Below are 24,091 nucleotides of genomic sequence, written 5' to 3'. Positions count from 1 at the left end.
GGCTCCGCGAACGCGACCGGAGCGACTCCGAGTCACACGTTCGCCGACCCCGGCACCTACAACGTCACGCTGAACGTGACCGACGGCGGCGGCAACGCCGACGCCGACACGCTCGTCGTGACCGTCAACGACGCGACCGCGCCCACCGCAGACGCGGGCGCGGACCAGACCGTCGACGAGGACACCACCGCCGAGTTCAACGCGACGGCGACCGACGCCTCGGGAGTCGCGACTTACGAGTGGGACTTCGGCGACGGCTCCGCGAACGCGACCGGCGAGAACGCCACCCACGCGTTCGCCGACCCCGGCACCTACACCGTCACCCTGAACGTGACCGACACCGTCGGCAACAGCGCGTTCGACACGCTCACCGCGACGGTCAACGACACGACCGCACCCACCGCCGACGCCGGGAGCAACCAGACCGTCGACGAGGACACCGACGTCGACTTCGACGGCTCCGCCTCGACCGACAACGGCGTCATCGACAGCTACGAGTGGGACTTCGACGACGGCTCCGCGAACGCGACCGGGGCGACTCCGAACCACACGTTCGCCGACCCCGGCACGTACGACGTGGTGCTGACGGTGACCGACGGCGGCGGCAACGCCGATTCCGACTCGCTGGTCGTGACCGTCAACGACACGACCGCACCCGCCGCCGACGCCGGCGACAACGTGTCGGTCACGGAGGGGACCGCAGTCGAGTTCAACGCCAGCGGGTCGACCGACAACGGCGTCATCGACAGCTACGAGTGGGACTTCGGTGACGGCGCGAACGCGACGAACGCCACCGAGACGCACAGCTACGACTCGACCGGCACCTACACCGTCACCCTGAACGTGACTGACGCCGCCGGCAACGTCGATTCGGACACGATGACCGTCACCGTGACCGAAGAATCGTCGTCCTCGTCGTCATCGTCGTCGTCCTCATCCTCCTCGTCGTCTTCGTCGGGGGCGACCGCGGAGACGACCGAGGAGACGGGCGACGACGCGGAGGTCGTCGTCGAGACGGCGAGCGAAGGGACGACGAAGCGGTCGGACGTGTCGGTGACGAACATCGACACGAGCCGCCCCGTCGTCATCCCGCTCGAACCGCCGGCGGGCGACACCGAAACCGGCGGGGCCGAGACCGACGACTCCGGGACCGCCGGCGACTCGTCGTCAACCGACGAGACCGTCTCGGTCGCACAGCTCTCGATGAACGTGAGAAACGGGGACGACTTCTCGCTGGACGTCACGACGTACGAGGCGTCCGAGGACGAAGCCACGAGCGAGCGCTTCCAGCGCGAGACGGGAGCGAGGCCGGCGGGCTACGTCGTTGTCGGCCACACCATACACGACGACGACATCGAGGACGTGACGTTCACGTTCAACGTGCGGAAGCGCTACTTCGAGGAGACGAACACCGGACCGGATTCGGTCGCGCTCTACCGCGACGAACAGACGCAGTGGCGCAGACTCGACGCCAGTCTCGTCGACGAGTCCGAGATGCGCTACGTCTTCGAGGCGACCTCGCCCGGCCTGTCGCGGTTCAGTATCGGCTCGACCGTCCCCGTCTTCGAGACGACCGCCGCCGATATCACCGAGACGAGCGTGTCGGTCGGAGAGGAAGTCGAACTCTCGGTCGACGTGGCGAACCGCGGCGGCGCGGGGGGGTCCCACGAACTCGACTTACTGGTCGACGGCGAGCGCGTCGCCGGCCAGACCGTGGAGCTCGGCGCGTTCGAGAACGGGACGGCCACGCTCAGCTACGCGTTCGACGAGGCCGGAACGTACGAACTCGCGGTCGGCGACCGGGTCGTCGGCAGTGTCACCGTCGAGGACGCAGGCGAGACCGAGACGGCGGCGTCGGTCGACGGCTCGACCGCCGAGTCGACCGGCGGTGAGACCGACGGCGACGAGACCGGCGACGACGGCGGCAACGCCACCGGATGGACGCTGGCCGTCGTCGCCGTGCTACTCGCCGCCGGTCTGGGCATCGCCTACCGGCGGCGAGAGCGCGACGAGTAGCCCCGAAGCGTCCCGATTTTTTCGGCGGTTCGTGAACAGAGCTATTAGCTGGGAGACACGAACAGACGTATGACCGGATTTCGCCCGCCGACCGGCCTCTCGTGGCGGCGGCGGTACAGCCTCGTCGGTGGCCTCGTCGCGGCGGCGTTCGTCTCGTGGAGCTATCTGGACGGGCGGTCGGCGATGTCGCTGACCGCGGTGTTCTTCGCCGGACTCGTCGTCGGCGCGGTGGCGAAGCGACGGCACGGAACGGCGACCGGCGTCGGCGTCCAGACGGGACTCGTCGGCGGCCTTCCCATCCTGTGGGTGCTGTTCGACGTGCTCGCGTTCGCAAGCGGGCTGTCCGGCCCGACGTGGTTCGTCGGCGCGGGCTGGCTGATGGTGCTCGGCGGGGTCGCGACGGTCGGCCTACTCGGGTTCGGCCTGTCGGCGCTCCTCGGCGAAGCGGGCGCGAAGGTCGGCGCGGCGTTGACGACGTCTGACCCGCCGTCACCGACGGCGACGAACGAGTAACCGCGCCGGCGACCGGGAATCGGCAACCGCTCCGAGTCAGGACGAGAAAATAGTCCGGGGGTGAGTCCGGGGTCAGCGCTGTTCGCGCGCGGCTTCGACCGATGCGAAGAAGCCGAAGTACGCGACGACGCCGGCACCCAGACAGAGGTAGAACGCCCACTGCGGCCCGTCGAGAACGTCGAACAGGACCGAAACGACCGTCACCCACACGAGGGCGAAAAGCAGGTCGGTCAGCATGCCCGAGCGGTGCTCGCGCACGTGGGTGCGAATCGTCTCCGCGAGGCTCATCGGCGGTCCACCCCGTCGGGAGTCGCGGGTCGAGTGCTCGTCCTCGCGTGGGTCGTGTCGTACATCGGTTACGCTTCCGCTTCCGCTTCTGTTTCCGCGTCCTTTTCGTGGACGTCGACGACGAGCACCGGGAGCCGCGTCCGCCGCAGAACGCGTTCGGTCACGCTCCCGAGGACGACCCGGGAGAGACCGGAGCGACCGTGCGAGCCCATCACGACGAGGTCGATGTCGTTGTCCTCGACGAACTTCCTGATGGCGCGCGCCGGTTCGCCCGCGACGACGTGTTCGCGGACGGCCAGCCCGTGTTCGGCGGCGGCGTCGGCGACGTAGCCCGTGGCCTTGTCGGCCGCCTGCTTCACTTCGGGCATATCGTCGAGGCGGCCCTGCCGGATGCGGTCGACCTGCTCTGTCCCAAGCGAGTAGCTGGTGGCGTCGACGTCGACGACGTACAGCGCGTGGACCGTCGCGCCGTACTTCGAGGCGAGGTCGACCGCCTGTTCGACGGCGTACTCCGCCGCGTCGCTTCCGTCAGTCGGAACGAGGATGTGTTCGTACATTGGTTAGTCGTCCGCGGGGGACTGGCCCCCGTCGGCGCTCATGACGACGTCTTCTGCGGACTGTTGCTGGCCCATCGGTTCCGGGCTGTGACACTGCCTGACCATCTTCTTGATTCGCTCGGGCGGTTCGTCCGTCGCCATCGAGACGGCGATGGTGACGACGAACACCAGCGGCGTACCGACGAGCGCCGCGCCGATGGCCGGCACGAACTCGGCGAAGGCGTCGCTGAAGTGGAAGATGAGGTCGTTGACCACCGCGGCGACCCAGAGCGTGAGGCCGACGCTCATGCCCGCAAGCGCGCCCTGACGGTTGGTGTTCTCCCACCAGAGACCGAGGAAGAACATCGGGAACAGCACGATGGCCGCAAGCGAGAACGCGAGCGCGACCAGTTCGCCGACGAGCGCCGGCGGGTCGAACGCGGTTATCGTCACGATGACGCCGAGCGCCACGATGGTCGCCCGACCGACGAACACCTGCTGGCGCTGGGTCGCGTCGGGGTTGATGATGTTCGTGTAGATGTCGTGGGAGACGGCGGACGAGGCGGTGATGAACAGTCCCGCCGTCGTCGCGATGGCGGCGGCGATGCCGCCGGCGGCCACGAGGCCGACGAACCACGTCGGCAGGTTCGAAAGCTGTGCCGCGAGCACCACGATGAGGTCGCCCTCACCGCCGCTCATGCCGCCGTTGGCCGCGAACGTCGGGCCGTACTGGGAGGCGTCGTAGAGGTCGACGCCGAACGCCGCCAGCGCCGGGGCGCTCCAGTACAGGAGCAGGATGAAAAACAGCCCCCAGACGGTCGACTGCCGCGCCGTCTTCTCGTTTTCGACCGTGTAGAACCGCACCAACACGTGCGGGAGGCCGCAGGTCCCGAAGATGAGCGAGAACGCCGTGGCAATCCAGAGGTAGAACCCCGCGTTGGCGAACGGTTCGGAGAACTCCGCGGACAGTTCACCGATGAGCTGGCCGTACTCGATCTGCGGGAGGACGGTCGAGTAGCCGCCGGTGAATCCGACGACGTAGACGGCCGTCAGGAACGCGATGATGAGGATGACGTACTGGACGGCCATGTTCTTCGTCGCGCCCATCATGCCGGAGATGGTCAGATAGCCCACGGTAATCGCCATCATGACGATGACCATCGTGACGTAGTCGGTCCCGAAGACGTACAGTCCGACGAGGCCCATCCCGCGGGCCTGTCCGACCGAGTAGACGAATCCGATGAGGATGGTCGTCAGCGCGCCGATCGCCCGCGCCGTGTCGGAGTTGAATCGGTCGCCGACGAAGTCGGGTGCGGTGTACTTCCCGAACCGACGCATCTGCGCGGCAAGGAAGATAAGGAGGACGAAGTAGCCAGCCGTCCAGCCGATGATGAACGCGAGCCCGTAGAAGCCCGCGAGGGCGACCAACCCCGCCAGTCCGAGATACGACGCCGCCGACATCCAGTTCGCGCCGATGGCCATCCCGTTTTCGACGTTTCCAATCGACCGGCCGGCGACCCACATTCCCTCGGTGTCGGCGACTTTGAACACGTAGCCGATGGCGAGAAACAGGGCCAACATCCCGACGACCATGACGGCCGGCACGAGTTTGAACGAGATGTTGAGCGCCTCGGGAAGCAGGTCGCCCGACTGGAGGAACACGCTCGGCGTCATTCGACGCGCCCTCCGTCGGCGACGGCGGCCTCACTCTCGCCCGTCGAGCGCGACGTCGACGCCGCGTGGTCGATGCCGTACCGCTTGTCGAGTTGGTCGCGCTTGCGCGAGTAGACGAACGCGAGCACGAGCGAACTGGTCGGCGACAACACGGCGACGAGGAAGTAGTGCGCCGGGAAGCCGATGACCGGAAGCTCCGCGGTCATCGTCGCCGGTGCGAGGTAGGTGAGAACCGGCGGGCCGAACGTGAGAAGCGCCCACGCGACGAAACCGGTCCAGATTACTTTCAGGTGGTCTCGCATGAACGGGGTGCTCGGTTTCAGCAGGTTCACCTCCCGCGAGAGGTAGTCTATCTCCTCGTGGTCGGAAGCTGTGCTCCGGTCGGCGTTCGGTGCGTGTGAGTCGATTTCTGACTCGGTGGTTTGGCTTGACATAGATTCGTCGGCTGATGATTACACTCGATACGCTCGGCCGATTGGGGCCGTTCAGTCGCTCTGTGCGCGGACCTTCGCCGCGATTTCCTCGACGACTTCGGGGTTTCGGAGCGTCGAGGTGTCACCCAGTTCCGCGCCGTTCGCCACGTCTTCGAGCAGGCGGCGCATGATTTTGCCCGAGCGCGTCTTCGGCAGTTCGGGCGTGAACACGACCTGTTCGGGTCTGGCGATGGGGCCGATAGCGTCCTCGACGCCCTCGATGATACGCGCGCGAAGGTCTGCACCCTCCTCGTACCCGTCTTCGGTGATGACGTAGGCGTAGACGGCCTCGCCTTTCACCTCGTGGTTGCCGCCGACGACGGCGGCTTCGGCGACGCCCTCGACGCCGACGATGGCCGACTCGATTTCCATCGTCCCGAGGCGGTGGCCCGAGACGTTGAGAACGTCGTCGACGCGACCGAGCACGGTGATGTAGCCGTCTTCGTCCACTTTCGCGCCGTCCTCGGGGAAGTAGACCCAGTCGTCGGGGTCGTCGCTGTCGGTGTCGGAGTACTCCGCCCAGTACTCGGAGACGTAGCGCTCGTCGTTGTTGTAGAGCGTCCGGAGCATCCCCGGCCACGGCTTGTTCACCGTGAGATAGCCCGCTCGGCCGGGTTCCACTTCGTCGCCGTTGGTGTCGACGATTTGGGCGTCGATACCCGGCAGTGGCGGCCCGGCGGAGCCGGGCTTCATGTTCTTGACGCCCGGTAGGGTCGTCACCATCATCCCGCCGGTCTCGGTCTGCCACCACGTGTCGACGATGGGGCAGTCCTCGTTGCCGATGTGTTCGTAGTACCACTTCCACGCGCGGGGGTTGATGGGCTCGCCGACCGTCCCGAGCAGGCGCAGGCTCGACAGGTCCCGCGATTCGGGGAACTTACTGCCCCACTTCATGAACGCGCGAATCGCCGTCGGCGCGGTGTAGAAGATGTCGACCGCGTACTTCTCGACGAGTTCCCACATCCGGTCGCGGTTGGGGAAGTCGGGCGTCCCCTCGTACATCACCGTCGTCGAGCCGAGCGCGAGCGGCCCGTAGACGATGTACGAATGACCCGTAATCCAGCCGATGTCGGCCGAACACCAGTAGGTGTCTTCCTTCTCGATGTCGAGAACGGCGTGGGAAGTCCACGTCGCGTAGGAGAGATAGCCGCCGGTGGTGTGTTTGACGCCCTTCGGCTGGCCCGTCGTCCCCGACGTGTACATCAGGAACAGCATGTCCTCGGCGTCGCGTTCGACCGGCGCGACGCGCTCGCCGCTCTGGGCGTCGAGGAGGTCGTCCCAGTCGTGCTGGTTGCCCTTCAGGTCGTGGCCGAAGCCGTCGTCGCCGAGGCGGTCGACGACGACGGTCGCGTCGACGCCGTGGTCGACGCCGTCGAGACCCTCGTTAGCTTTGTCGAGGTGGTCGAGCGGGTCGCCGCGGCGGTAGTAGCCGTCGCAGGTGACGAGGAACCGCGAGTCCGCGGCGTTCATCCGCGTCGCCAGCGCGTCGGCCGAGAAGCCCGCGAAGACGACGTTGTGGGGTGCGCCGATGCGGGCGCAGGCCAGCATGGCGATGGGCAGTTCCGGAATCATCGGCATGTAGAGCGTCACCACGTCGTCTTCTTCGACGCCCTGCGCGCGGAGCGCGGCCGCGAACTCGTTGACCTCGCGGTAGAGGTCCTGATACGTGTACGTCCGCGTCTCACCGTGTTCGCCTTCCCACTTGATGGCGACGCGGTTCTTGTCCCCGTTTTCGACGTGGCGGTCTACGCAGTTGTAACAGGCGTTCAGTTCGCCACCCGTAAACCACTCGTAGAACGGCGGGTTCGAGTCGTCCAGCACCTCGTCGTACGCTTCGTCCCAGTCGAGCATCTCGGCGGCCCGCTCCCAACAGTCGGGCCAGTTCTCCTCGAACTCGTCGTAGATATCGGGGTCCGAGACGTTCGCCTGCGCGACGAACTCCTCGGAGGGTTCGAACTCGTCTTGTTCTGCCAGCCGTGCCTCCAGTTCAGCGTCACCCTGTGCCATAGTACGTGCTAACGAGTCTCGACAAGGGGCATAAGTAAGGTAACTAATTATCGAAAAATAACACAACGATTATGCATAATAGTCATTGAGGGTTTTCACAGGCTTCAGAGCCGGACTTGGAGAGAATTGGCTACTGACGGAATTATTTAGTAAATTTCCAATCAATAATGAACGATTGTGTGTCAAGGCGTCGCACGCCTAAGGGTTTAGGCTCGAAGCGCGTTCGTCGGAGTCGTCGTCGAAGAACGCGGTCATGAGCTTCTGCTGTGCGGTCCGGAGGTGCTGGTGGAGCGTCGGCGACGAGATATCTATCGAATCGGCGAGGTCCTCGGCGGTACTGCCGCGGGGCCACTCGAAATAGCCGGCGAGGTAGGCCGCTCGCAGGACGGACTGTTGCTTGTCGGTGAGTCGCGCAACGAGCGACGCCCGGAAGTCGGCGGTGTTTCGCGTGGGCCGTTCGACTTCCTGTTTCGCGACGAGTTCGGTGTCGGGGTAGGCGTCGGTCAGGTCGGCCATCACGTCTCGCAGTGGCGTTTCGTTCGAGAACTCGCCGACGAAACGGGCGACGCCGTCCTCCGCGACGAACCGCGAGACGGTGCCGTCGTAGGAGGTGAGCGACGTAATCGTCGACCCCGCCGAGAGCGCGACTTCGAGGAGCGACTCCGTCCCTCGGTCCCGAATCAGGCGGATGTGCTCGACGTCGGCCGCCGTCTGCAACTCGTCGAACACCGCGTCCGTCGTCGCCTCCCGGACGGTGAGGAAACACAGCAGAGACCGTCCTTCGATGGGGACGACGCCGCGGAGCCGAATCGAACAGCCGAGGTCGGCGGAGAGTCGAACGAGCACGTCCCGCTCGTCCGAGGATTTGAACTCCAGTTGAACGACCGTGTCGGCCAGCAGTAGCTTCCGGCGCTCGGCGGCGGCGATTGCCTGCCCGACGTGGCGACCCAGCGTCACCAGGACGGCCGCCTCGGGGTCGGCGACCTCCTCGGCGTCGAGGGCGACGTAGAGCGCGCCGTAGGCGGTTTCGCCGTGTACCAGCGGAACGACGGCGAGCGGCCCGGGTTCCGAATTCGGGAGCGAGTCGAGACGCGCCGTCTGGACGTCGCGGGCGTCGCACGCGCGTCGAGTGAAATCCGCGCCCCGACCGGCGAGTGACTGACGGACCGCTTCGAGCGCTCCCTCGTCGACGCCGGCGGCGGTGAGCGACGCTCGCGCGTCGGTTTCGCCCGACTCGACCCAAGCGAAACGGTACTGGTCAGACTCGGCGAGTCCGTCACAGACCGCCTGTTCGACCTCGTTTCGGGTGTTCACCGCCGAGAGCGCCGACCCGACGCTTCGGGCGGTCTCGACGACCCGACGCAGTCGGTCAGCCTCGCCGCCGCCGGCACGCCCGCCGCCCCGCCGCCGTCGACGGGGGCCGGCGAGAGCGCATCGAACACCTCGCCGTCGCTCGGGTCGTCGAGGAGCGGGGCGAGACTCTCGATTCGGTCCCATCCGCCGATTCGCATGACGACGCTCGGCGGGACGCCGTCGGCGAGCATCGTTCGGGCGAAGTGCCGACGCAGGTCGCGGGTCGAAACCTCCGCCAACTCCTCGCGGCCGGTCGTTTCGGCGGCCCGCGTTCCGACCGACGCCACGAGCATCTGGAGACGCCGCGGCGTGACCGGAAGCACTCGCTCCGTCTCGTCGATGCCGGTCGACGTGACGTACTTCCGCAGGTCGTGTTCGACCCCGTCCGGCAGGTACGCCTCCCGCCCGTCGGTCGGGACGGCGAGGAAGCAGAGCTCTGTTCCCCCGCGTCGCCGCTGGGTCACGTGTGCGGGTTCGAACTGGCTCATCTCGGCCGGCGTGAGACCGACTTCCGCGCCGAGACGAAGCACGAGGTCCTCGCGGTACGTCTCTGTCGCCCGTCGCAGTCGCTCGTAGCCACCCGCCGACAGCGGCGTCGGTTCGGAGTTTTCGCCCCGCATTCGTTTCGCAACACTGTCTAAGACCGAACTAAATCTTCCGGTAGGCGGAGGAATTGATAGGGTTGAAACGGCAAACTACGGGAGAACCGCTTTCAACGGCCTCAACTCCGTTTCGTCGAGATTGAAATATCCGAAACGCCGTCAGTCGTCTCGGACGATGGATTCGAGTTCGCCGACGATTTCCGGGTTCTGGAGCGCGGACGTGTCGCCGAACTCCTCGCCGTTAGTGATGTTTTCGAGGAACCGGCGCATTATCTTCCCGGAGCGCGTCTTCGGGAGGTCGGGCGTGAACACGACGGCGTCCGGCGTGGCAATCGGACCGATGCGCTCGCGGACGTGTGCGGCGATGCGCTCGCGGAGGTCGTCGTCTCCGGAGACGCCCGTCTCCAGCGTGACGTAGGCGTGGATGCCGCCCGCGTCGGCGTCGTCGACGCTGACGACGGCGGCCTCGACGACGCCCTCGACACCGACGATGGCCGACTCGATTTCCATCGTCCCGAGGCGGTGGCCCGAGACGTTGATGACGTCGTCCACGCGCCCGAGCACGGTGACGTAGCCGTCGTCGTCTACTTTCGCGCCGTCGCCGGTGAAGTAGTGCCACCCGTCCACGTCGAACTTCGCCGCGTCCTCGCCCCACCGGTGGCCGCGTCGCAGTGCGAGCGGCATCCCGGGCCACGGGCGCGTGAGAACGAGATAGCCGGCCTCGTTCGCGGGCACTTCCTCGCCGCGGCCGTCGACGACCCGAGCGCCGACGCCGGGGAGCGGCGGGCCGGCGGAGCCGGGTTTCATGTTTTTCACGCCCGGCAGGGTCGTTATCATCATCCCGCCGGTCTCGGTCTGCCACCACGTGTCCACGACGGGGCAGTTCCCGTTGCCGACGTGTTCGTAGTACCACTTCCACGCCCGCGGGTCGATTGGCTCGCCGACCGTCCCGAGCAGGCGGAGACTCGACAGGTCCCGCGACTCGGGGAGCGACGTGTCCCACTTCATGAACGACCGAATCGCCGTCGGCGCGGTGTAGAACACGTCGACGGCGTTCTCCTCGATGAGGTCCCAGATGCGGTCGCGCTCCGGGTAGTTCGGCGTCCCCTCGTACATCACCGCCGTCGTTCCGAGCGCCAGCGGCCCGTAGACCACGTACGAGTGGCCGCTAATCCAGCCGATGTTCGCCGTACAGAGATACGTGTCCTCGGGCTTGAGGTCCAACACCGCCTGCGACGTCCACGTGACGTGGGCGAGGTAGCCGCCGGTGACGTGTTCGACGCGCTTCGGCTCGCCCGTCGTCCCCGACGTGTGGATGAGAAACAGCACGTCGTCGGCCGCTCGCTCGACCGGCTCGACCTCCGCGCCGGCGTGGGCTTCGACCAGTTCGTCGTAGGTGTGCTGTCCCGCGCCGAGGTGTCCGGTCTCGCCGAGGTGCTCGACGACGACCATCTCTTCGAGGTCGTGGGCGGCCTTGAGACGAGCGTCGTCGGCCTTGCTCTTCAGGAAGATGGCGCTCCCCCGCCGGTAGTAGCCGTCGCAGGTGACGAGGAACCGCGAGTCCGCGCTCTCCAGCCGCGTCGCCAGCGCGTCGGCCGACAGCCCCGCGAAGACGACGTTGTGGGGTGCGCCGATGCGGGCGCACGCGAGCATGGCGATTGGCAGTTCCGGAATCATCGGCATGTAGAGCGTGACCACGTCGTCTTCTTCGACGCCCTGCGCGCGGAGCGCGGCCGCGAACTCGTTGACCTCGCGGTAGAGGTCTTGATACGTGTACGTCCGCGTCTCGCCGAGGTGGCTCTCCCACTTGATGGCGACGCGGTTTTTCGCGCCGGCTTCGACGTGCCGGTCGAGACAGTTGTAGCAGGCGTTCAGCGTCCCGCCGGCGAACCACTCGAACGGGGGTTCGTCGTCCGGGAGGACCGACTCGTACGGGTCGAACCAGTCGAGCGTCGCCGCCGCTCGGGCCCAGCAGTCGGGCCAGTTCTCCTCGAACTCGTCGTAGACCGAGTCGTCAGTGACGGTGGCCTGCTCGACGAACTGCGGCGGAGGCGGAATCTCCTCGTCTCCGGCCATCCTCGTTTCGAAGTCCGGCCCGCGACGGTTCGACATACAGGTGGTACGTCGGCCTCATCGCATTAAAACGTTCGTCGGGAGAGGCGACCCGGCGCGCCGAGCGCGTCCGCCAAGCTTCTTGTGTCAGCCAGTCCCAGCCCACGTATGCCGACACCGTCCCCCTTTTCCCGACGCATCGGGAGCGAGCGCGTCGCCGGAACCCGCGAGTCCGTCATCCGGGAGATGACCCGCGAGGCGCACGAACACGACGCAATCAACCTCTCGCAGGGGATTCCCGACGAGGACGAGACGCCGGCGAGCGTGAAAGAAGCCGCCAAAGACGCAATCGACACGTCGAGCCAGTACACCATCACGTGGGGCCTGCCGGAACTCCGCGAGGCGGTCTCGGAGCGCTACGCCGAGTGGAAGGGTGTCCGCTACGACCCCGAAACTGAGGTCACCGTCACCACCGGGACGAGCGAGGCCGTCGTCTCGACGCTCCTCGCGCTCTGCGACCCCGGCGACGGCGTCATCTACTTCGAGCCGACCTACGAGAGCTACATCCCGGCCGTCCAGTTCGCCGGGGGCGAGCCGATGCCGCTCGACATCACAGACGGCCTCGAACTCGACGCCGACGCGCTGTGGGACGCCGCCGAGGACGCGTCGATGCTGATTCTCAATCACCCGCACAACCCGACGGGGAACGTCTTTTCGCCCGCCGAACTCGAACTCGTCGCGGACGTCGCCGCCGAGGAGGACCTCGTCGTCGTCACCGACGAGATATACGAGCACATCGTCTACGCAGACGACTACGTCAGCCCGGTCGAAATCGACGGCCTCGCCGGGCGGACCGTCGTCTGTACGGGGCTGTCGAAGACGTACTCCGTGACGGGCTGGCGCGTCGGGTTCGCGCTCGCGCCCGAACCGCTTTCGGCCGAGTTGCGGAAGGTCCACGACTACACGAGCATCTGCGCGCCGACGCCGTTCCAGCGGGCGGGCGTCGAGGCGCTGTCGCTCCCGGCTGACTACTACGACGACCTCTCGGACTCCTACGAGCGCCGCGGCGAACTGCTGTACGACGGCCTCCGCGAAGTCGGCCTCGACCCCGTGAAACCGGACGGCGCGTACTACATGCTGACGCGCTATCCGAGCGACGCCGACGACACCGAGTTCGCCCACAGGCTCGTCCGCGAGGCCGGCGTCGCCGTCGTCCCCGGGAGCAGTTTCTACACCGAGGGCTCCGCCGACTGGGTCCGGTTTACGTTCTCCCGCAACGAGGCGACCGTCGAGGAAGCGCTCCGACGACTCGACGAGAACCGGTTTTGGTAGCGCGGCGGCGGTCCAGTCACGGCGGCGTCGGCCGTCATCAGGCGTCGTCCGACGACGCCGGAGTCGAGTCCTGAGCCGCGTCTCCAGCGTGCTCGACGCCGCGAATCACGAACCGCGCGCCGGCGCCCGGGGCGTCCTCGTAGCCGACCGACCAGCCGTGGGCGTCGGCGATGGCTCGGACGATGGCGAGGCCGAAGCCGGTGCCGTCGTCGGCCGTGGTGAAGCCGGACTCGAAGAGCTTCGGGCGGTCGGCCGGCGGCACGCCGGGGCCGTCGTCCGCGACGAAAAAGCCGTCGCGGGTCGCGCCGACCGTGACCGTCACGCCGTCGCCGACGTGTTCGATCGCGTTCCGAAACAGGTTCTCGAAGAGCTGGAGGAGCCGGGTCCGGTCCGCGGCGAACGACGCGCTCCCCGCGGTATCGAGCGTGGCGGTGCCGGTTTCGACGTTCGTCCACGCCTCCGCCGCGACGGCGTCGAGCGAGACCGTCTCGCGCTCGTCGACCGTCCCGCCGCGGGCGAGCGCGAGCACGTCGCTGATTATCTCGCCCATGCGCTCGTGGGCCGCCTCGATTCGCTCGACGTGGTCCGGGTCCGGTCGGTCGGCCTCCTTCACCAGTTCGAGGTAGCCCGCCGCCACGTTCAGCGGGTTACGCAGGTCGTGGGAGACGACGTTGGCGAACGTTTCGAGCTGTTGTTCGTGCTTCCGTCGGTCGGTCACGTCCTGGGCGTTGACGACGACGCCGCCGACGACGGGGTCGTCGAGGAGGTTCCGACACCGGACGCCGAAGACGCGCCACCCGCGGGTCGAACTGCGGAACCGGAGTTCGGCGGTGGCGTCCTCGTCGGGGCGCTCCAACGCCTCCCGGAACGTCTCGGTGGCGGCGTCCTCGTCGTCGGGGTGGAGAAACCGCTTCAGCGACCGCACCTCGCTCGGGTCCTCGTCGGCCCCGAGCGTCTGGGCGGCCGAGTCGCTCAGGTAGGTGACCGAGCCGTCGGCGTCGAGGACGAAGATGAGGTCGGAGGCGTTCTCCGTGAGCGCGCGAAACCACCGCTCGCGGACGCGGCGCTCGGTGATGTCGTGGAGGATGTGCAGGTGGCCGCGAACCACGTCTCGGCCGTCGGTCACGGCCGACCGGTCGACCTCGAAGTGCCGCGCCTCGCCGTTGTCGTCGACGACCCGCAGTTCCCCGCCGGCTTCGAGCGCCGACGCGGTCTCTGCGCCGAACACGTCGGCGACGGGGGAGCCAAGCGACGAGGGAGAGCCGTCGAAAAGCGCCCTCGCCGCCGGGTTGCTGTCGGCCAGTCTGCCCTTTCGGTCGACGACGACGACGGGGTCGGCCATCCGTTCGATGACGAGGTCGCGCGCGATGGGGCTGATGTCGAGGATGCGGTACCGCGAGAGGCCCACCGCGAAGAGCGACGACGTGACGGCGAACGAGACGGCGATGGGGTTGGCGGGCATAAACGGGCTCAGGAGATAGGCCGAGCCGACGACGGCGGGAGTGAGGATTGCGACGAACAGGACGAGCGCCTGTTTCCTGTATATCTGTCGGCTCCGGAGACAGTGGATGCCGAGGACGACGAGCGCGGCTCCGATGGCGACGTAGCTGTAGGCCACGTCGACCCAGAACAGCGGCCCGGGAACGACCTCGGTCGCGGTGATTCCGCCGACGGTCGCAAACGACAGCGACTCCCACAGGAGCGCGTGGACTCCGAGGGCGTTCGTCGCCACTCCCGTGATAGCCAGCACGGGCCACACGGCGAGGAGCGCGGCGGTCCGCCGCGAGACCCACCGCTCGTAGCCCGCGATTTCGAGGGCGAAAAGCAGGGTGAAAAACACCGACCACTCCGCGGGAACCGACTCCAAAACGAACCACAGGAACCGGGCGTCCGGCGAGTCGGCGACGAGGAAAGACAGCTCGAAAAGCGACCAACAGCCGGCGCTCACGGTGAGGGCGATGAACCAGCGTCCGCTCGGCTCGTCTCGGTACCGCCACCCGTAGCTCGCGACGCCGGCGGATAGCACGGTCGCGAGGACGAGCGCGCCCACGTACGGTGACGGCAAGAGAGACACGTGTACTCGGGTACCCGATTCGGGTACTTAGAAACACCGGCAGTCGGGCGGGGTGAGACGCCCCCACAGAGCCGTTCGGGGTCCAAAGCCTCTTAACTGACCAGTCAGTAAGTCGGGGCAGAAGATGGACGGAGAGACCAGAGCCGAGATACTCGATGCGACCAATCGGGCGCTCTGCGAACACGGGTACGCCGGCCTGACGGTACAGCGAATCGCGGACGAGTCGTCGATGACGAGCGCCGCGATTCACTACCACTTCGACACGAAAGAGGAGCTCCTGAACGCGTTTCTCGACGACCTCATCGAGCGGTTCGAGTCGAAGCTATCGTGCGGCGCGGCCGACCCGCGAAAGCGTCTCGACACGGTTCTCGACGCGGTTTTCAGTCCGAAGGACCCCGAATCGGACGGCTTTCCCGTGGCTATCATGGAACTGAAGGCCCAAGCGCCCTACCACGAGCTGTTCCGCGAGCGCTTCCTCGACTTCGACGGCGTGATGCGCGGAGTCGTCGCCGACATCGTCCGCGACGGCGTGGCGGCCGGCCGGTTCGACGAGGCCGACCCCGAAGAGGTTGCGCGGCTAATCACGACCATGAGCAACGGCGCGCACGCCCGCGCCGTCGCGCTCGACGAACATCCCGCGGAGACCCGGCGAATCGTCGAGGACGCGCTGGAGCTCCGCCTCGGCTGGACGCCGGGTGAGGGGGCGGACGGATGAGCCTGTTCAAGGGACAAGAGGAACTCAACCTCACCGAGGGCGGCATCGTCAGGCCGCTTCTCTACCTGTCGCTTCCCATCGTCGTCACGAACCTCCTCCAGACCGCCTACAACCTCGCGGACACGTTCTGGCTCGGCCAGTACTCGACGGAGGCGCTGGCCGCCATCTCGTTCGCCTTCCCGATGGTGTTTCTCCTCATCTCGCTCGGGATGGGGCTGTCCGTCGCCGGGAGCGTCCTCGTCGCCCAGCACACCGGGGCCGAGGAGACGGACAAAGCCGAGTACGCGGCCTCGCAGACCGTCACGTTCGCGCTCCTCGGCTCCGCGATACTCGGCGGGCTCGGCTACCCCGTCGTCCGGCCGTTCCTCGACTTCCTCGGGGCCTCGCCGGACGTGTTGCCGGGCGCGACGGCCTACATGCAGGTCATCGCGCTCGGCCTCCCGTTCATGTTCGGCTTCTTCGTGTTCATCTCGCTGATGCGCGGGGCGGGCGACACCATCACGCCGATGCTGGTGATGTTCGGAACCGTCGTCCTCAACGTCGTCCTCGACCCGTTTTTCATCAACGGGTGGGCGCTCGGACCGGTGCAGTTCCCCCAGCTCGGGATTCAGGGCGCGGCCATCGCCACCGTCATCTCGCGGGTCCTCGCGATGGTCGTCGGCATCGCCATCATGGTGTCGGGGAGCAGAGGCATCCAGATTCACCTCGCGGACATGCGGCCGGACTTCGAGTACCTGCGGAAGATTCTCCGCATCGGCATCCCCGCCAGCATCGAGGGGACGGGCCGCGCGCTCTCTATCAACGCGCTTCTCATCGTCGTCGGGCTGTTTTCGACCTCCGTCGTCGCGGCGTTCGGCATCGGGACCCGCGTGTTCTCGGTCATCTTCCTCCCCGCTATCGCCGTCGCCCGCGGCGTCGAGACGATGTCCGGCCAGAACATCGGCGCGGGGAAGTACGACCGCGCGGAGCAGGCGAACTACGTCGCCGCCAAGGGCCTGTTCTTCGTCCTCGGCCTGCTCGGCGTCGCCATCTTCCTCGTTCCCGAACCCATCGTCTCGGTGTTCACGACCGACGCCGAGGTGCTCGAAGTGGGCGCGGAGTTCCTGCGGTACGTCTCGCTGTCGTTCGGCTTCATCGGCATCATGCGGGCCTTTTCCGGCGGCTTCCGGGGCGCGGGCAAGACCCTCATCGCCGCGGTGATATCGGTCGTCACCCTCGCCGGCATCCGGCTTCCGGTCGCCTTCGTCGCGTCGCAGGGGCTCCTCCCGACGGACTTCTGGTTCCTCGGGACCACCGACGTTCGGGGCATCTGGATCGCCTTTTTCGTCTCGAACATCGTGGGCGCGACCATCGCGTGGCTCTGGTTCCGGCAAGGAACCTGGCGCGAGGGTGACGTCCGCGGGTCGCCGGCCGGCGGCGAGTTGGAGAACGACGACGTGGAGCTATCGAGCGGGATGGACTGAGCGGTGAGCTCGTTCCGCCCGTCGCCGGGCGCGGACGACCCGTGACAAAGCGAGGACGGGTCGGTCGCAGACGGCCGGCGCGACGGCTGTCCGCGGCGGCGACGCCGACGCAAAGCGGCCGCGGTCCGGCGGGAAACACCACCGTGTCCGGAGTAATTCGAGACCTGTGTATCGGATTTGAGAGACACAGATATCGATGAAACGTGTTTTTTCCCGGTTCTGACCGGCGTTCGCAAACCACTCGAAGTCCAGATATCACAGTAGAAAACCGGCGTCCGACGGGACCGCGACGGCCCGCCGGGGCGACACCGAGCCACCGAGCGTCACCGCGGCCGGGCTCCGGCGGAGGGAAGCGTTGATAACGACCGCTCGAATAGGGGCGAGTGAATGCCCGCAGACTCCCTAGAGACGTTACTGGACAATCCGGCGATGCGGGAGGCGCTCTCGGTCGTCGTCGAGCGGTCGAAACAGGGGACCGAAGAGCTCCGCTGGCGCGACGTGAACGACGCGCTGTCGAGCGGTCAGTGGGGTCGCCTCATCGAGCGGGGCGTCCTGACCGACGCCGCGGCCGGCGGCTTCGTCCTGTCCGACCCGGAGCGAATCGCCTCGAAACTGCAGTCTCGCGACCCCAACGCCGAAGACGAAAGCGACGCCGACTCGTCGTGGTCTCGGTGGGACAAGCTCGGCGCGCTCGGCGTCGTCGTCCTGTTCGCCGGCTACTGGAACGCCGGCGTCCGAAACGCGGTCGCCGGCATCGACAACGTCGTGCTCGGGGCGCTGGCGCACTCGATACCGTTCTACGCCGTGGTCATCGTCCTCGCCGCGGCGACCGGCCTCTACACGACCGTGATGCAGGACCGGCTGAAGGACACGGAACTCCTCGAACGCCACCAGGCCCGGATGGACGACCTGAAGTCGCGCCGGGAGGCGGCGAAAGAGCGCGGCGACGACGACGCGCTCGAACGCATCGAATCGGAGCAGATGGAGGCGATGGGCGACCAGTGGAGCGTCATGAAAGCCCAGTTCAAGCCGATGGTCTGGATAATGCTCGTCACCATCCCGGCGTTCCTCTGGATGCGCTGGAAAGTCCGCGGCGGCCACGTCGCCGCCGGCTCCGCGCACGTAATCCTCCCGCTCGTCGGCCGGGTGGGCTGGCAGGACGCCGTCTTCGGCCCCATGCCCGCGTGGATCGTCTGGTACTTCCTCTGTTCGTTCGCCGCCAGACAGCTCTGTCAGAAGCTCCTCGGAATCGACCCCTCCGGGACCGCTCGCTCGGACTCGGAGTCCACGACCTCGTCCTGAGCGACGCGAAACCGCCCCTCGAAGCGTGCGTCGCGGGGGCCGTGACAACCCCTAAGTGGTTTTCAAACCGGTTCGTATAAACCGACGCCGCGACGAGAGTTCGACATGGACCGCGACGAACCCGAGCGGCGAGAGCCGAGCGACTCGCCCGCGACGACGACCGAACTCGACGAGAGCGAACTCGACGAGGCCGAACTCGAAGCGCTCGTCGAGTACGTCAAAAACGGTCGGGCACGCGGAGCGTTGAGCGGACGCCGTCGCGTGGGTGAGTACCCCGACGGCGACGATGGAAACGGCGACGGCGAGTTCGGCGACCGCGACGGTGACGGACTCGACCGCGAGGCGGCAATCGCCCGGTTCCGCGGGCCGGACGAGGTGCTCACGCGAGTCGTGCCGCACGCGGGCTACCTCGAAATCCACAAGCGGACGCCGTGCGCCGAGGGCTGTGCGTCATGCCCGCACGGGCCCGCCGTCTACCACGTCCGGTGGGAGCGCCACCCCGGCGGCGAGGACCGACTCCACTGGGTCCTCATCGGTCCCGAGGTCGGCGCGAACTGATTTTCCGCCGACTCGTCGGTCGGCTCGGCGGTTGGCTCGGCGGTCGGCTCGGCGGTCGGCTCAGCGGTCTCCCGCCGCGGCGGGGGGCGCCGCCCGCGACTCCGACTGCGCCCCCTCGTCGCCTCGGCGACAGCGCATCGGCTCGACCGCCGACTCGATGGGGATGTCGTCGTAGGCGTCGAGCACGTCGCTCCGCGTGACGATGCCGACGACCGTCGCCCCGTCGACGACCGGGACGCGGCCCACGTCGGCGGCTTCCATCGCGTCCACGACGTGGAGGAGGTTGCTGTTCGGCGTCGTCGTGACGACGGTCCGCGTGCCGACTTCCTCGACCGGCGGGTCCGCCGCCGGGTCGTCGTCGCCGTCGAGGGCCTCGATGTTCTCGGTCAGGTACCCCTGGGCGTCGCTCTGGACGACGATACCGGCGAGCGACTCGTCCGCTTCGACGATGGGAAGCCCGCCGTGGTCGGTGTCTCGGAGCCGGTTGACGGCCTCCGAAAGCGGCGTTCCGACTTTGACGGTGTCGACGGCGGTCGTCATCACGTCGGCGACGTGCACGTCCTCGATGCTCCCGATGCGGCGCTCTTGGACCGTGTAGCCGAGGTCTCGGAGCTTCTGCGTGTAGATGGTACTGCCGTTGAGGAGGTAGCTCGCGATTTCGCTCCCGACGACGCTGACCATGAGAAGCGGGAGGATGATGGTGTACTGGCCGGTGAGTTCGAAGATGATGATGATGGCGGTGAGCGGCGCGCCCGCGGTCGCGGCGAAGATGCCGCCCATCCCGACCAACGCGTACGCGCCCGAGGGGGCCGTCCCGGGGACGAGCGCGTGGACCGCGAGGCCGAACGCGCCGCCGACGGTGGCCCCCACGAACAGCGACGGCGAGAACACGCCGCCCGAGCTCCCGCTCCCGACCGACAGGGAGAACCCGACCGCCTTGAGGACCGCCAGGGCGACGAGCGCGCCGAAGAGGAAGCCGCCGTCGATGCTCCGGTGGACGACGCCGTAGCCGACCCCGAGGAGGAGGCCGGCGGCCTCCCCCGGGGCGACGCCGAGGACGACGGTCCCGACGAGGACGCTCACGCCGAGCAGGAGCCCGCCGAGCGCGGGCTTGAGATAGCCCGGCGCGTCGAGGCGCTCGAAGAAGTGCTCGACGCCGTAGAGCAGTTTCACGAGGCCCGCGCCGACGAGGCCGACGACGGCCCCCAAAAGCAGGTAGATGGGAAGTTCGACCGCCGGCGTCACCAGCTGGTAGGACGCCGGCACGAGGAACTCGCGGATGCCGGGGGTCGGCGAGAACTCCAGAATTGGGCGTGCGACCGCCGTCGCCGTCAGCGCGGCGAGGACCACCGTGATGACGTGGCCGAGGTAGTACTCCGCGAGGAGGATTTCGAGCGCGAACATGATGCCCCCGATGGGCGTGTTGAACGTGCCCGCGATGCCCGCGGCCGCCCCGGCCGCGACGAGCGTCCGCGTGTGCCGCGAGCGGACGAACCGGCCGAAAAAGGACCCGGCGGCGCTCCCGATTTGGATGATGGGACCCTCGCGGCCGAGCGACGCCCCGCTCCCGATGGCGACGCTCGACGCGAGCGTCTTGTAGAGGGCGATTTTCGGGCTGATGCGGCCGCCGCGGTTCAGCATCGCGTCGAGGACGCTCGGCACGCCGTGGCCCTTGACCGCGTCGGTCGTGAGCAGGACGACGACGCCGACGAGGAGGCCGCCCAGCGCGGGGATGGCCGCGTAGCGGAGCGGCCCGAGCGGGGACAGGAGGTCGAAGGCGTTGGTCACGGGCACGAGCGCGAACGAGACGTTGCCCGGATTGAGCGAGGTGCCGTAGAGCAGTTCCTGCACGACCCAGATGCCGACCCGGAAGACGACGGCCCCGAGCCCGGCGACGACGCCGATGGCGACCGCTAGCACGTTCATCGCGATATCTTCGTACCGCGGCTCGACCTCCGCCGTCCGTATCGCCCTGCGAATCCGCGCGCGCAGGGTAGACTCGTCACTCGGGTGTTGGGGCATCCGAGTCACTCTTGCTCGATGGGGCGTTTGTCAGTTTCGTTTCGAACGCCGAACCGGCGAGCGGCCGCGAGGCGGGTCAGAGGGCGGCGCGCACGAGCGCGGCGTGCGTCGCGACGACACAGCCGCCCGCGACGACGCCGACCCACATCAGGAGGTGACCCGCGCCGAGGTCGAACGACACGCCGACGAGCCACAGGCCGACGAGGGTACCCGCGGACTTCGTGGCGTAGGAGAGGTCGCCACGCGCCGCGAGCTGTAACAGGCCGGCACAGGCGACGCCCAACAGGAGGACGCTGGCGACGACGTCGTCGCCGACCTCCGCCGGGGGGCCGCGGAACACGACGGCCGCGACGGCGAGCGCCGCCGCCGACGCGAGGTCGACGCCGAGCGTCGTTCGAGCGAGCGAGCGTTCGACCGGCAATCGTGGCTGTGTACTCGTCATGGGTGTCGAGCGCGCACCCGCCGACGCGATGCCGAAACAAGGGGACTGCGTCGGATGGGGTGTCGCGTGTCGAAGCGGTCAACGGTGACGACACCGGGCAGGCTCTATCACCGAGGGGGCTATCAGATCGAAGACGATGGTAGCAGTTGGCCGCTTCGTGGCCGTGAAACACGGCAATCGGGGGTTTCGCGTGGACGCTTATAGTCTTTTTCAAGGATGGAGACTCTGAAACATCTGACAACCACTTAGTGATTGCCAAACCGAAAACGACACCGCGACTGACCGACCACAGCACACCGATGAACCGCGATTCCGTCGCCCGCCTCACTCGTCTCGTCACCGCGCTCGGAGCCGTCCTCGTCCTCCTCGGACTCGCCGTGCAGGTCACGACGCTTCGACTCGGACTGCCGCATCCCCCGTGGGAGCTACGGGCCGCGAGCGACGCCGAAGTGCTGGGCGTCGGCCTCTGGTGGGTCGCCGTCGCCACCCGGCTCGTCGGGCCGCGTCGCGCTCGGCGACGCGGCGGGGCGGAGCGCGAGGCGGTGTACGTCACGCGCGGACTGCTCGACGCGCTGTTGGACCGGGCGGCGCGCGCCGAACCGAGCCGCGAATCGCTGTCGCTCGGCACGGCCGCCGCGGGCGAGTTAGACGGGGCGGAGTCGCTCGACGAGACCCGACGGGTGTTCAGCCACTTCGTCCACCCGAGCGCCGGCGCGGCGGTCCGGGGCGTCTTCGGCGTCGACCTCGCGACCGCGCCGGGGCGGACGCCGGGGCAGTTCGTCTCGCACCCGTGGGGACCGCTGGCGGCGACGAAGCGCGACACGCTCCGCGAAGTCGTCCTCGTCGCGGTCCCGCCGTGGGACGACGACTGCGTGGCCGCGTTCGACCGGGCGGGCCGGCGGCGTCCGCTCCGTGTCGTCGACGCCGAGCCGCGCGAATCGTTCGACGAACCGGTTCCGACGGCCGGGTCCGCGGCGTCCCCGTCGGCACCGACGCCGGCCGACGGATAGTCACCGCATCGATACAGTTATACGCGACGACTGGCCACGACTGACTGAAACGCCGATTCGCGAGCACAGCGACGGCATCCCGTGCGGACGCCGCTCGCGTAGTGACGACGCCGGTCGGCGCGACAGACCATGCAATCGCCAACAGCCACTCGCAATCGACCATGAGTTGGAAAGACACCGCAGCACCGGTTCTGAGTCGGATGCCCGCCGTGGCCCGCCCGGACGGCCACGTCCCGTTCCGCCGAAAGCTCGGCTGGACCGCCGGGATTCTCGTCCTGTACTTCTTCCTGACGAACGTCACGCTGTTCGGCGTCGGGACGGGGAGCCAGGACATCTTCGGGCAGTTCCGCTCCATCCTCGGCGGGGGACAGGGAACGATTCTCCAGTTGGGTATCGGTCCCATCGTCACCGCGAGCATCGTCCTCCAACTGCTACAGGGCGGGGACCTGCTCGGCCTCGACACGGACGACCCGGGCGACCAAATCCTCTATCAGGGCCTCCAGAAACTGCTCGTCTTCGGGATGATCGCCCTCCAAGGCCTCCCCATCGTCTTCGCCGGGGGCTACCTCCCGGCCGACCCGGCGGTCGCGAGCGCCCTCGGCGTCGGAGCGGTCGGCGTGAAGTGGCTCATCTTCGCGCAGATATTCGCCGGCGGCGCGCTCGTGCTGTTCATGGACGAAGTCGTCAGCAAGTGGGGCGTCGGCTCCGGCGTCGGCCTGTTCATCATCGCCGGCGTCAGCCAGCGCCTCGTCGGCGGCCTCTTCGCCGACCCCGCCTTCGGCGCGTCGACGACCGGCATCGTCTCCGAGTGGGTCCACGTCCTCGCCGGGACCGAGACGGTCCCGTCGCTCGCGACGGCGGGCGGGATACAGGCGCTCCTGTTCGGCGTGGGCGGCATCGTCCCGCTCATCACGACGCTTCTCATCTTCGGCATCGTCGTCTACGCCGAGAGCGTCCGCGTCGAGATTCCCCTCTCGCACGCCCGCGTCAAGGGCGCTCGCGGTCGCTTCCCCGTGAAGCTCATCTACGCGAGCGTCCTGCCGATGATTTTCGTCCGCGCCCTGCAGGCGAACGTCCAGTTCCTCGGGCGCATCCTCAACAGCCAGTGGGTCGGCATGCCAGCGTGGCTCGGCCAGTACACGAGCGGGCAGGTCACCGGCGGCCTGTTCTACTACCTGAACCCGATTCACGCGCCCAGCCAGTGGATGTGGTGGCTCGGGTCGGCGTCGCAGGAGCCGTGGCAGATTCTCGTCCGCGTCGCCATCGACCTGACGCTGATGCTCGTCGGCGGGGCCATCTTCTCCATCTTCTGGGTCGAGACCGCCGACATGGGTCCGGAGGCGACCGCGCGGCAGATTCAGAACTCCGGGATGCAGATTCCCGGCTTCCGCCGCAACCCGCAGGTGATAGAGCGGGTCATGGAGCGGTACATCCCGCAGGTGACGGTCGTCGGCGGCGTCCTCGTCGGCCTGCTCGCCGTCATGGCGAACATGCTCGGCACCATCGGCGGCGTCTCGGGGACCTCGCTCCTCCTCACGGTCTCTATCACGTACAAGCTGTACGAGGAAATCGCCGAAGAACAGCTCATGGAGATGCACCCCATGATGCGGACGATGTTCGGCGGGTAGCGCGCCGAGCCGAACCGGGGCGAGAAAACCC

Annotated in this window: 18 protein-coding genes and 1 pseudogene; 9 read left to right on the top strand and 10 right to left on the bottom strand. The window is 67.7% G+C overall.

What is annotated here, in order from left to right:
- Positions 1 to 2,016, top strand: a 2,016-nt coding sequence (locus C438_RS13645) for a PKD domain-containing protein (RefSeq protein ID WP_004970058.1), incomplete at its 5' end; no start/stop codon positions are given.
- Between the two features lie 69 nt (positions 2,017 to 2,085).
- On the top strand, positions 2,086 to 2,529 hold the full coding sequence (locus C438_RS13640) for a DUF5518 domain-containing protein (RefSeq protein WP_004970057.1): 444 nt from the start codon (positions 2,086 to 2,088) through the stop codon (positions 2,527 to 2,529).
- A 72-nt stretch (positions 2,530 to 2,601) separates the two neighbouring features.
- Here C438_RS13640 and C438_RS13635 read toward each other — a convergent pair whose 3' ends face one another.
- The 7 genes and pseudogenes from C438_RS13635 to acs (C438_RS13605) form a co-directional block, all read right to left on the bottom strand.
- Entirely contained in the window at positions 2,602 to 2,817 is a 216-nt protein-coding gene (locus C438_RS13635; RefSeq protein ID WP_004970056.1) for a hypothetical protein, read from the bottom strand.
- A gap of 68 nt (positions 2,818 to 2,885) precedes the next feature.
- Entirely contained in the window at positions 2,886 to 3,374 is a 489-nt protein-coding gene (locus C438_RS13630) for a universal stress protein (RefSeq protein ID WP_004970054.1), read from the bottom strand.
- 3 nt (positions 3,375 to 3,377) lie between these two features.
- Entirely contained in the window at positions 3,378 to 5,027 is a 1,650-nt protein-coding gene (locus C438_RS13625) for a VC_2705 family sodium/solute symporter (RefSeq protein ID WP_004970053.1), read from the bottom strand.
- On the bottom strand, positions 5,024 to 5,461 hold the full coding sequence (locus C438_RS13620; RefSeq protein WP_004970052.1) for a DUF4212 domain-containing protein: 438 nt from the start codon (positions 5,459 to 5,461) through the stop codon (positions 5,024 to 5,026). Before C438_RS13620 ends, C438_RS13625 begins: the two co-directional genes overlap by 4 nt.
- A 51-nt stretch (positions 5,462 to 5,512) precedes the next feature.
- Entirely contained in the window at positions 5,513 to 7,507 is a 1,995-nt protein-coding gene (acs, locus tag C438_RS13615; protein WP_004970051.1) for an acetate--CoA ligase, read from the bottom strand.
- A gap of 198 nt (positions 7,508 to 7,705) precedes the next feature.
- Positions 7,706 to 9,480, bottom strand: a pseudogene (locus C438_RS20190) (bacterio-opsin activator domain-containing protein).
- A 141-nt stretch (positions 9,481 to 9,621) separates the two neighbouring features.
- Positions 9,622 to 11,538 (bottom strand): acetate--CoA ligase, encoded by a 1,917-nt coding sequence (gene acs, locus C438_RS13605; protein WP_083900012.1) that lies wholly within the window; start codon positions 11,536 to 11,538, stop codon positions 9,622 to 9,624.
- Between the two features lie 144 nt (positions 11,539 to 11,682).
- Here acs (C438_RS13605) and C438_RS13600 point away from each other — a divergent pair, with 144 nt between their 5' ends.
- A complete protein-coding gene (locus tag C438_RS13600; protein ID WP_004970049.1) occupies positions 11,683 to 12,846 on the top strand; it encodes a pyridoxal phosphate-dependent aminotransferase in 1,164 nt (387 codons plus the stop codon).
- 37 nt (positions 12,847 to 12,883) lie between these two features.
- Here the strand turns inward: C438_RS13600 and C438_RS13595 are convergent, their stop codons facing one another.
- Entirely contained in the window at positions 12,884 to 14,896 is a 2,013-nt protein-coding gene (locus tag C438_RS13595; protein WP_004970048.1) for a sensor histidine kinase, read from the bottom strand.
- Between the two features lie 148 nt (positions 14,897 to 15,044).
- Here C438_RS13595 and C438_RS13590 point away from each other — a divergent pair, with 148 nt between their 5' ends.
- From C438_RS13590 to C438_RS13575, 4 genes are all read left to right on the top strand, one after another.
- On the top strand, positions 15,045 to 15,635 hold the full coding sequence (locus C438_RS13590) for a TetR/AcrR family transcriptional regulator (RefSeq protein ID WP_004970047.1): 591 nt from the start codon (positions 15,045 to 15,047) through the stop codon (positions 15,633 to 15,635).
- Positions 15,632 to 17,098, top strand: a complete 1,467-nt coding sequence (locus C438_RS13585) for an MATE family efflux transporter (RefSeq protein ID WP_004970046.1) — start codon at positions 15,632 to 15,634, stop codon at positions 17,096 to 17,098. The genes C438_RS13590 and C438_RS13585 overlap by 4 nt, the downstream gene beginning before the upstream one ends.
- Positions 17,099 to 17,485: 387 nt before the next feature.
- Positions 17,486 to 18,400 (top strand): DUF106 domain-containing protein, encoded by a 915-nt coding sequence (locus tag C438_RS13580; RefSeq protein ID WP_049918065.1) that lies wholly within the window; start codon positions 17,486 to 17,488, stop codon positions 18,398 to 18,400.
- A gap of 105 nt (positions 18,401 to 18,505) precedes the next feature.
- A complete protein-coding gene (locus tag C438_RS13575; protein WP_004970044.1) occupies positions 18,506 to 18,958 on the top strand; it encodes a hypothetical protein in 453 nt (150 codons plus the stop codon).
- A gap of 60 nt (positions 18,959 to 19,018) precedes the next feature.
- Here C438_RS13575 and C438_RS13570 read toward each other — a convergent pair whose 3' ends face one another.
- Entirely contained in the window at positions 19,019 to 20,980 is a 1,962-nt protein-coding gene (locus C438_RS13570; protein WP_004970043.1) for a chloride channel protein, read from the bottom strand.
- 76 nt (positions 20,981 to 21,056) lie between these two features.
- Positions 21,057 to 21,422 (bottom strand): hypothetical protein, encoded by a 366-nt coding sequence (locus tag C438_RS13565; RefSeq protein ID WP_229722706.1) that lies wholly within the window; start codon positions 21,420 to 21,422, stop codon positions 21,057 to 21,059.
- Between the two features lie 299 nt (positions 21,423 to 21,721).
- Between C438_RS13565 and C438_RS13560 the strand changes: the two genes are divergently transcribed.
- Both C438_RS13560 and secY read left to right on the top strand, forming a co-directional pair.
- Entirely contained in the window at positions 21,722 to 22,432 is a 711-nt protein-coding gene (locus C438_RS13560) for a hypothetical protein (RefSeq protein ID WP_004970041.1), read from the top strand.
- 161 nt (positions 22,433 to 22,593) lie between these two features.
- The gene (gene secY, locus C438_RS13555) at positions 22,594 to 24,060 is read left to right on the top strand and encodes a preprotein translocase subunit SecY (RefSeq protein WP_004970040.1); all 1,467 of its coding nucleotides are present in this window, start codon (positions 22,594 to 22,596) and stop codon (positions 24,058 to 24,060) included.
- Positions 24,061 to 24,091: the final 31 nt, after the last annotated feature.

It is taken from the genome of Haloferax denitrificans ATCC 35960 (assembly GCF_000337795.1).
Lineage (GTDB): Archaea > Halobacteriota > Halobacteria > Halobacteriales > Haloferacaceae > Haloferax > Haloferax denitrificans.
Note: the sequence above shows the minus strand (reverse complement) of the source record. Positions and strands in the feature narration are given on the sequence as shown.